Origin of the sequence: Nostoc sp. CHAB 5715, assembly GCF_020829685.1 — a bacterium.
Classification (GTDB): domain Bacteria; phylum Cyanobacteriota; class Cyanobacteriia; order Cyanobacteriales; family Nostocaceae; genus Nostoc.
Window position 1 is genome coordinate 1 of record NZ_JAIVFR010000328.1, and the last position, 7,048, is coordinate 7,048.

The 7,048-nt window shown below is 42.2% G+C and carries 8 protein-coding genes; 4 read left to right on the top strand and 4 right to left on the bottom strand.

Annotation, left to right across the window (positions count from 1 at the left end; genetic code table 11):
• Both LC574_RS18725 and LC574_RS18730 read left to right on the top strand, forming a co-directional pair.
• On the top strand, positions 1-1,144 hold a 1,144-nt coding region (locus LC574_RS18725; RefSeq protein WP_229454897.1), incomplete at its 5' end, for an FAD-dependent oxidoreductase.
• A 107-nt stretch (positions 1,145-1,251) separates the two neighbouring features.
• Positions 1,252-1,617 (top strand): DUF6464 family protein, encoded by a 366-nt coding sequence (locus LC574_RS18730; RefSeq protein WP_229454898.1) that lies wholly within the window; start codon positions 1,252-1,254, stop codon positions 1,615-1,617.
• A 109-nt stretch (positions 1,618-1,726) separates the two neighbouring features.
• On the opposite strand, the gene fmt is transcribed toward LC574_RS18730, so the two are convergent.
• The 3 genes from fmt to LC574_RS18745 form a co-directional block, all read right to left on the bottom strand.
• Positions 1,727-2,731, bottom strand: a complete 1,005-nt coding sequence (gene fmt / locus LC574_RS18735) for a methionyl-tRNA formyltransferase (RefSeq protein ID WP_229454899.1) — start codon at positions 2,729-2,731, stop codon at positions 1,727-1,729.
• A gap of 687 nt (positions 2,732-3,418) precedes the next feature.
• Positions 3,419-4,798 carry an AAA-like domain-containing protein gene (locus LC574_RS18740; protein ID WP_229454900.1) on the bottom strand — a complete coding sequence of 460 codons (1,380 nt, stop codon included), beginning with the start codon at positions 4,796-4,798 and terminating at the stop codon, positions 3,419-3,421.
• A gap of 307 nt (positions 4,799-5,105) precedes the next feature.
• Positions 5,106-5,768 (bottom strand): class I SAM-dependent methyltransferase, encoded by a 663-nt coding sequence (locus tag LC574_RS18745; protein ID WP_229454901.1) that lies wholly within the window; start codon positions 5,766-5,768, stop codon positions 5,106-5,108.
• Between the two features lie 4 nt (positions 5,769-5,772).
• Between LC574_RS18745 and LC574_RS18750 the strand changes: the two genes are divergently transcribed.
• Together LC574_RS18750 and LC574_RS18755 are read left to right on the top strand one after the other, a co-directional pair.
• Positions 5,773-6,120, top strand: coding sequence for a hypothetical protein (locus LC574_RS18750; RefSeq protein ID WP_229454902.1), 348 nt, complete (start codon positions 5,773-5,775; stop codon positions 6,118-6,120).
• A 33-nt stretch (positions 6,121-6,153) separates the two neighbouring features.
• Entirely contained in the window at positions 6,154-6,525 is a 372-nt protein-coding gene (locus tag LC574_RS18755; protein ID WP_229454903.1) for a CoA-binding protein, read from the top strand.
• 221 nt (positions 6,526-6,746) lie between these two features.
• Here the strand turns inward: LC574_RS18755 and LC574_RS38120 are convergent, their stop codons facing one another.
• Positions 6,747-6,869 (bottom strand): hypothetical protein, encoded by a 123-nt coding sequence (locus LC574_RS38120; protein ID WP_267871593.1) that lies wholly within the window; start codon positions 6,867-6,869, stop codon positions 6,747-6,749.
• Positions 6,870-7,048: the final 179 nt, after the last annotated feature.

Consider the following 7,048-nt stretch of genomic DNA (forward strand, 5'->3'; position numbering starts at 1 on the left):
GCGGCTACCACTAATTGACCGTCTCAGCGCCTTACCTTTACTTTATGCTGTTGTTGATTTTGACAATTCTGATGCAGCTTGGCGGCGCTATGACTTTGTAACTGCCCGTGAATTATTCAAAGATTTTAACGTTTCTTTCCGCCTTTACCGCGATGCTTTTGAACCAATGTTATTAGTGGGCTTGTTTGCCCCTGGCGAACAATGTTCAGCCGCAGCAACTTTAGGGATGCTTTACTTTTTTATTCTGGCTCATCAACCAGATTTTGATGTAGTTTGGTGTCGAGGAACTGTTGGAGAAAAAATATTTCGTCCTTGGGTGGAACGTATCGAAAAAGCTGGTGCGCGAGTATTATCCAAGCGCCGAGTTACAGATTTAATTGTTGATAGTAATCATCGAGCAAAGGGTGTGGTTTGCGGTGATGAAGTAATTGAAGCAGATGCGGTGATTTTTGCTGTTGGGATCACGGGGATGAAGAAAATTGTCTCAACTAGCCCTAGTTTACAAAGCCGTGAAGAATTCCGTAATTTAAGCAATTTAGGAGCAATTGATGTTTTAGCAACGCGACTATGGTTTGACCGCAAAATTGATATTCCTCGTCCTTCTAATGCTTGCTTTGGATTCGACGCAACTACAGGTTGGACGTTTTTTGATTTGAATGCTCTACATGATGAATATCGGGATGAGCCAGGAACAATAATTGAAGCTGATTTTTATCATGCGAATCAGTTTCTCAATTTGAGTGATGAAGAGATTTTAGCAATAGTTCAGGGTTATTTAGCAACTTGTGTACCAGCGTTTCGGCAGGCAAAGATAATTGATAGTAGTGTAATTCGGTTACCTGAAGCGGTGACTCACTTTGCACCAGGCAGCTATCGTTATATGTTGCCCGCTAAAACAAGTTTTGAAAATGTGTTTATGAGTGGGGATTGGATTGTGAACCGTCATGGTTCCTGGTCACAAGAAAAAGCTTATGTTACTGGTTTAGAGGCGGCGAATTTGGTGGTGTCTTATTTGGGAGAAGGTCAGCCATCTGAGATTTTAGCTGTAGAAGAGGATGAAGTGCATATCCAAGTGGCGCGATCGCTCAACCAAACTTTCCGTGACTTGGGTAAATCTATCCTACCTGAATTTTGGTTGCCCTAATCTGTAGGGACACGAAGAGTTAATCATTAATTATAATCTAAATTCGGTAAGCTAAAGAAAGCTATTGCGATACCATCCTTATAATGTAAATCAAATCACATAAGCTTATGGAGCCAGACTCTTTACAAACCGAGGTGATTTTGACGCATCCGCGTGAGTCCCTCGGTAAAGTGCAACTTGATTGGACACCCCAACCGGGAAACTATCTCGATTTTGAAGGTAAAACCTACGCGGTTTTAGAACGCCGCCATCAATACCAACTTAAAGCAGGGCGCTACCGCTTGCATAATATTGCCATTTACGTGCAGTCTGCTAAACGACCGTCTGAGAAAAGTTTTGTAGCGGGACGTTGGGTAGTTGGCGATGCCACCTGCTGCTACAATGCTCACTCAGAAATCATTCGCTGTGCAGTTAACCCAGATGGCCCTTGCGAATCTTGCCGTTTTTATGAAAAATTAGAAGCCACAAGTTAGAGACGCGATTAATCGCGTCTGTACAGGAGTTAGGAGTTATTCTCCCTCATCTCCCTCATCTCCCCCATCCCCCTCATCTCCCCCATCCCCCTCATCTCCCCTATCCCCCTCAACTACCCGCACCAAAAACTTCTCCCACAGTTAAGCGGGTACCATTAACAAAATCCCATCCCGACTGGGGACGTTTACCAGCTAGCTGAACCTCTCGCAACAGCAACAAACCTTCCCCAGTCTGGACGATCGCACCAATCCCTTTGGCAATGCTGACTACAACTCCTGGTGTGTCTGATCCATTTGACAAATCAGGCAATTTATGGATCAATTCTTGTAATTCTGGTGGGAGATTGCGATCGCCTACAGAACCAAGGGGAGCAGAAGCGGTGATTTTCAGCAGGTTGTCACGAAAGGTAGCGGTGCAGTTAGGGTAAAAACCTCTGATTTGATTGTGTAATTGCATAGCGCTTTTTGACCAATCCAAACCATAATCTTGTTTTTGAATCAGAGGTGCATAAGTAGCTGCTAAATTATCTTGGGGAATTGGTTGAATTTCCTGGCGTTCCAACTTCAACAGAGTTTCTACCAATAAATCCCCACCGATCGCAGCTAGTCTGTCGGCTAAATCTTGGGCAGTATCCAGTAATCCAATCGGTGTAGTGGCTATTTGTAGCATTGCCCCGGTATCCATCCCCACATCCATTAACATTGTTGTGATCCCCGTTTCACTCTCACCGTTGTACAAGCACCACTGAATCGGCGCTGCACCCCGATATTTGGGTAAAATCGAGCCATGCACATTAATGCAGCCCAATTTTGGCATATTTAGGATTTTTGACGATAATATCTGTCCATAGGCGACAACAACAAACACATCTGCATCTAACTGTTTGAGTTTGGTTAAAGTTTCGGTGTCTTTTTTTACCCTTTCAGGTTGCCGTACTGGTAAGTTGTGAGCAGTAGCGATCGCTTTTACAGGTGTTGGCGTAAGTTTATTTCCGCGCTCCCGGCGTTTATCTGGTTGGGTGACAACTGCCAACACCTCAAATTCTGGATGATTCAATAACTTTTCCAACGTGGGTACAGCAAACTGGGGTGTACCAAAGAATACAATTTTCATTAATAATTAGTTGTTAATCGTTAGTGATTAATTAATGGTAAATAATATCGGCTGTTTGGTGGTACAATATTTTCGTATTGGTAAAACAAAACGCTTCTTGATTAACTTAATAATTAAGTTGACAAGTTTAATAGCTAGTATCAACTGCATCTACCCTTAGTGAGCCTAATAGTTTAGTGGTGTCTCGTCACGAACCGCTAGAGCATCTACCGAGTAAATTTTGTTGTGTTCCCGATAATTTGCCCGAAATTGACTTTAAATGCAATTGGGTTTCTAAAAAACTATTGCGTCTTCTATAACGGTTATCGTTTACGTGAGGTACACCCGTAGGGGCACGGCACTGCCCATACGTGTTAACTTAACGTAAAAGCGTTGTCCCGCAAGGAACTGAAGTTCCTTGCTAATAGCAAAAGTCATCTGAAGATGACTAAATATACTCAAAAATATTTAGTCTACTTCAGTAGACTTTAGCTGTTAGCCTTGAACTTCAGTTCAAGGCGGGTGACGAAGCCAACCGTTAAGCTATTTCTAGCTTAAGTAGACACCTATGGGCACTACCATGCCCCTACACCTGGTGATGTAATGTTGTACTGCATCTGAATGGGAACCGCTATAAGTGATTCAATTCATATTAAGAACGAGAACAAGTATTTTGATTATTTGTGTTTCAACAGTTTACCAGAACTATTATGACCCTGAGCGTCCCAGTTGTTGGCTAAAATAAAAGCGGTATAACTCACACATTGTGTGAGCTTGATTCCCGTTTAGTTGAACCAAACCCATACTTTCTAGTTTGTAAGCAGCGATCGCGTCTAGCTCCACTTTTTCATTTGTTGCAATTACCTTTTCCATAGCTGACATTAATTCTGGTTCTTTTTGAAGCAAGCTCAACAGTTCTCGTAAATACTGACTGTAAATTCCCACTTGTGTAGATGCGCTTTCTAGTAGCACCTCTAATGTTATTTCTTCATGACATAGATGATAAAGCGCAAGGCTCACCAAATAGGGATGTCCTCCTACCATTGCTTGTAAGGGTACAAGGCGTTTTGTCCCTTCGGAGTCTGCTGCCCAATGTAGCCCGTAAGCTAATGCTAATTTCTGTATCTGATTCAGGGTAAAGGGTGGCAGCGTAATTGTTATCCCAACATTGAAAGGCGATTGGTTTAGCTTGAGTGGAATATAAATTTCTGTGGTGTGAACTACCACCATTCGGAGTTTTTGCCAGATTTGATCCTGCTTTGCTTGTTCGTGCCAAAATCGCAGCATTGGCAGAAAGTCTCGGGCAATATTGGGATGTTCAAAAACTCGATGGACTTCATTCAAAGCCAAAACTACAGGACTTTGATCAATGTATTGCAGCAGATATGCTTCAAAATAGATTTTGCAGCTTACCTTGCTGCCCATTTCCGTATCCCAAAAATCATCTAGAGAGGGAAGGAGATTTAATTGCCTGCTGACATTGACACAAAACCAACGCAAAAATTTATCCAGAGAAGCAAAAATATCTTCGTCAGCTTCTTGAAAGTCCAAATACGCAATTTGATAACCTTGCTCTCTAGCATAAGCAATCATCCGGTTCAGCAGTGAACTTTTTCCCGTTTTTCTAGGTGCTTTGATTCGGATTAAGCAACCAGGGTGTAAAATCTCGTTATAAACAAGTTCTTCCAGGGGAGGGCGATTGATGTAAAGAGGAGAACCCAGTGGTACAGGGCCGCTAGGAAATTCGATCTTACTTGCTGAAGACAAGTTTGGAGAAACCATTTCTAAGCTAGATTCTTCGCCCAACTTTTCTTGGCTTTGATTCTCCTGAGCATTTATCTTCTCTTGTAGGTATTTCTCCAAGGCTAAATGCAGATTTTTTTTCGTTATTTTTTTTCCAAGTGCAACAGAAAGGTCTTGCCACAACTCAGAGCCAACTTCCTTGATGTAATTGTTGCGATAGCCTGATACCTCTGCCATTTCCTCGTAAGTTTTGCCCAACCACGATTGAGATAGCACAAACCATTGAATGGAAGCAAGAGGCTTGTCTTGCAAAATTTTTTCTACTGCTTGCAGAATATCTTCCACGGATATTAATTTTAAAGGTTAAACAGTTAGTAGCATTTATTCACTTTGGTCTAGTAATAATATACAACCGATTAACAATTCAAAATTCAAAGTTCAAAATTAAAGACACTTCTGCGTTCCTAATAAATAGAGAAATGGGGAGGAAGCATCCCACTTTTTTACAGTCATTGCGAGGAACGAAGCAATCGCAAAATTCTTCAGGTCAAAACGAGTCCATGAGATTGCTTCGTCGTTCCTCCTCGCAATGACAGTTATTCTCTCATTGCAAAATAAAAACTGGGATGCACCCAATGGGGATTCCAAGACATTACTTCTTCAGTGCCAGAGTCAAGCCATCTGCGATCGCTAGTAAACTAAGACTAACTCGCTGGTCTTGATGCAGCTTTTGATTAAAGGCACGAATCTTTTTAGTTCTATTATCTTGCACTTCGGGGTCGGCAACCCTACCTGACCAGAGGACATTATCGATCGCAATCAGTCCTCCCGGACGTACTAATTCTAGCGATCGCTCATAATAACCATCATAGTTGCTCTTGTCTGCATCAATGAAAGCAAAATCAAAGGTTTCCGCTTCTTTGGTTGCCAGTAGGCGATCCAAAGTCTCCAAAGCTGGGGCAATGTGCAGTTGAATTTTATCCGCCACACCTGCTTGCTGCCAATAGCGCCGAGCGATCGTTGTAAATTCATCACTCACATCACAGGCTACCACCTTACCGTCCCTCGGTAACGCCAATGCCACCACCAGGGAACTATAACCTGTAAATACCCCAATTTCCAAAGTTTTCTTCGCTCCCAACAACTGCACCAGTAACGCCAAAAATTGCCCCTGTTCAGGAGCAATCTGCATTCTCCCTATTGGATACTGGACTGTTTCCTGTCTCAGTTGGGTTAAAATCTCTGGTTCTCGCAAAGAGACTGATAGTAAATAGTCATAGAGGTTTTGTTCGAGTCCTAGTGTTTGAGTTGTCATAAGATTGGGGATTGAGCCTTTGATACTCGTGAATGAGTCTTTTATACTCGTGAATGAGTCTTTGATACTCGTGAATGAGTCTTTGATACTCGTGAATGAGTCTTTTTTACTCGTGAATGAGTCTTTTTTACTCGTGAATGAGTCTTTAATACTCGTGAACGAGTCTTTGATACTCGTGAACGAGTCTTTTTTACTCGTGAATGAGTCTTTGATACTCGTGAATGAGTCTTTGATACTCGTGAATGAGTCTTTGATACTCGTGAATGAGTCTTTGATACTCGTGGACGAGTCTTTGATACTCGTGGACGAGTTTTTAGAAGTCAAAATTATCTTTAAATGCAACTCGGTATGATAAGCAAAGCGATCGCTCAGGATATGTTAGATTATGCCAAACCTCAAAGAAGATGATAACGCCTTGCGTAAGGTGTTAACCCAAGCCAAAACTATCGCTGTTGTGGGTTACTCTGATAAACACCATCGCCCCAGCTATCAAATCGCCCAATTCTTGCGGCAAGTTGGCTACAAAGTCTATGCCGTGAACCCCCTAATTAAAGAAATTGATGGTCAACCCAGTTATACTGCACTTCAGGAATTACCAGAACCCGTAGATATTGTTAATGTGTTTCGCCGTTCTGAGTACTTGCCAGAAATTGTAGATGAAGCAATTTCGCTCAATGCTAAAACTGTGTGGGCGCAATTGGGTATCTGGCATCAATCATCAGCACAAAAAGCACGGGGAGTAGGGAGTGGGGAGTAGGGAGTGGTGTAGTTCAATTACTTGAAAAGCGCTGTAAAAGGAATCCCCAGAGACTTACTCACCGTGAATAGTGCCTTGGCTTTGAATTAAATAGGCTTTAATCTCAATCACTTGTTCGCTAAGGTGATTTAATCTGCGTTCAATCTCATTAAATCCAGTTACAATACCTTGTGAAATTTGTATTTGATTATTTCGCAGGTGATTAAAATCGCGCTCATCGTTTACGGCTTTCTCAGCAGCAGCTTTTGCTTCTTCTCTAAATCGCGCAATCGTTTATTTTGTTCATCAATTTTGCGGTTGAGCGCGGCTAGCCCTGCCTCAATATCTTTGCAAACTTCTGCCATTTATCGACCTACTTTATTTGCAATATTTTTCAGGCGATCTCCTACTTCCTTACAGGGTACACAGCAATATCCTGGGTATTTATTGTGTGTGCATTTGTGGCTACCTTCCGGGCAGTCATCGTCGCAAGCCACTTTGTAATTTCCGTCTGGGCATAGAATAAAATCCGTAAAATTATTCC

Bases quoted from the DNA above. Each gene is read 5' to 3' on its own strand.
- LC574_RS38120 (WP_267871593.1), bottom strand. From the start codon at position 6,869: ATGGCAGAAGTTTGCAAAGATATTGAGGCAGGGCTAGCCGCGCTCAAC.
- LC574_RS18745 (WP_229454901.1), bottom strand. From the start codon at position 5,768: ATGACAACTCAAACACTAGGACTCGAACAAAACCTCTATGACTATTTA.
- LC574_RS18730 (WP_229454898.1), top strand. From the start codon at position 1,252: ATGGAGCCAGACTCTTTACAAACCGAGGTGATTTTGACGCATCCGCGT.
- fmt (WP_229454899.1), bottom strand. From the start codon at position 2,731: ATGAAAATTGTATTCTTTGGTACACCCCAGTTTGCTGTACCCACGTTG.
- LC574_RS18755 (WP_229454903.1), top strand. From the start codon at position 6,154: ATGCCAAACCTCAAAGAAGATGATAACGCCTTGCGTAAGGTGTTAACC.